Annotated in this window: 3 protein-coding genes and 1 pseudogene; 2 read left to right on the top strand and 2 right to left on the bottom strand. The window is 74.1% G+C overall.

Going from position 1 to position 1,496, the window contains the following annotated elements; all coding sequences use genetic code 11:
* Window positions 1-561: ANTAR domain-containing protein (locus tag G3I65_RS26410; RefSeq protein WP_160698502.1), on the top strand; the 561-nt coding region annotated here is incomplete at its 5' end.
* Here the strand turns inward: G3I65_RS26410 and G3I65_RS26405 are convergent.
* Both G3I65_RS26405 and G3I65_RS26400 read right to left on the bottom strand, forming a co-directional pair.
* Window positions 558-1,004, bottom strand: a complete 447-nt coding sequence (locus tag G3I65_RS26405; protein ID WP_239071458.1) for a nitroreductase family deazaflavin-dependent oxidoreductase — start codon at window positions 1,002-1,004, stop codon at window positions 558-560. The two genes, G3I65_RS26410 and G3I65_RS26405, sit on opposite strands and share 4 nt — an antisense overlap.
* A gap of 52 nt (window positions 1,005-1,056) precedes the next feature.
* Complete coding sequence (locus tag G3I65_RS26400; protein ID WP_160698501.1) at window positions 1,057-1,203, bottom strand: hypothetical protein; 147 nt, start codon at window positions 1,201-1,203, stop codon at window positions 1,057-1,059.
* 104 nt (window positions 1,204-1,307) lie between these two features.
* Between G3I65_RS26400 and G3I65_RS26395 the strand changes: the two are divergent.
* Window positions 1,308-1,496 (top strand): annotated as a pseudogene (locus tag G3I65_RS26395) (hypothetical protein); the annotation flags it as partial.

Genomic DNA, 1,496 nt, shown 5'->3' with positions numbered 1-1,496 from the left:
CGCACCGGCCGGCCGGTCGTGACCGCCGACGTCTGCGCCGACGAACGCTGGCCGTCGCTCACGCTGAGCGGGCTGATCGAGCACCACCCCGGCTCGGCCGCGGACTGGCCGCGCGTGCGCGGGGTGGCGGCGCTGCCCGTGACCTGGGAAGCCGACGGCACCCTGGTGCTGTCCGTGGCGCTCGACCGCCCGGCCACCGAGCAGACGCTGGACGTCCTGCGCCGCCACGAACGGCTCGCCGCCGTGGCGTTCGTCGTCACCGAAGCCGCCCACCCGGACCGGATGAACCAGATGCTGGACCTCCTGCAGTCGCGGGCCGCGCTGGAGGAGGCCAAGGGAATCGTCATCGCCCTGCGGCGCTGCGACCCCGACGAAGCTTGGACCACCCTGCGCCGGGCGAGCCAGGAGTCCAACGTCAAGGTGCGCGAACTCGCCGTCGCACTGGTGGAACTGCTCGCCGGCGCACCGGCGACGCAGCCCGGCGGCGAGCGCACGATCCGCCCGGGCACGGCCGCCCGCGCCGCCGCCGAGCGGCTCCTGCGCGCTTTGGAACGCGATTAGGCCGCTTCGACGCGGAAGACCGCGATGCGGTCCGCCGCCGCGGCGACCCCGTCCGGCGTCGGCGCTTCGGCCAGCCCGGTCGTCACGAACCGCTTGCCCACGCTCGGCGGGCTCGTTTCGACCAGTTTCCGCAGGACCGGCCGCCGCTCCTCGACGGGCAGTTCGGCCAGCCGCGCGGTGGACGTCCGGCGGCCCCGGGTGAGCGTGACCGCCGCCGCGGCCCGGACGTTCGCCACCCAGGCCGCCTTCGGGTAGGCCTGGAAGATGTAGCGGTGCCCGTCGATGGGGAGCACCGCGACGGGGAACGTGCGCGGGACGCCGGTGCGCCGTCCGGGCACGGTGAGCAGCTGCATCGGGCCGAAGGCGACGCCGAGCCGCTGCAGCCCGACCACGATCTTGTTGCCGGCGTTGACCATCCGGCGGTAGCTCTGCGCTGTTGTCATGCCCCGACCGTACACCAAATCATACGAGACTCATATGATCTGATTTACATGCTCACTCGGGACCGGGTTCCGGCTCGGGCGGCAAGGGGTCCGGCACCGGCACGCCGGGCTCCGGATCGGCCGGCACCGGCTCGGGGAGCTCGGGGTCGGGCCGGACCGGCTCGGGCGCCACCGGGGGCGCGGTCGCTGAGATCGGCATCGGACATCCCTCCACCAGGCGCCGTCCGCGGCTCGGACGGCGATCACCTGCCAACTACCCCGATCCCTTGACCCTGACACCGTGTGAGGTCCTATCCCGGACGCATGACGTTCTTCCGCACCGCCACCGAGGTGGCCGCCGGCATCCGCCGCGGCGCGCTGTCGTCGCGCGAACTCACCGAGGGGCTGCTCGCCCGCATCGAGGGCGACGACCTCAACGCCGTCGTCGTCACCGACCGCGACGCCGCGCTGGCCGCGGCCGCGGCGGCCGATCGGAGCGCCGCCACCGGGCCG

The organism is Amycolatopsis sp. SID8362 (assembly GCF_010550475.1).
Taxonomy (GTDB): Bacteria; Actinomycetota; Actinomycetes; order Mycobacteriales; family Pseudonocardiaceae; genus Amycolatopsis; species Amycolatopsis eburnea.
This window is presented reverse-complemented; position numbering and strand designations above follow the sequence as displayed.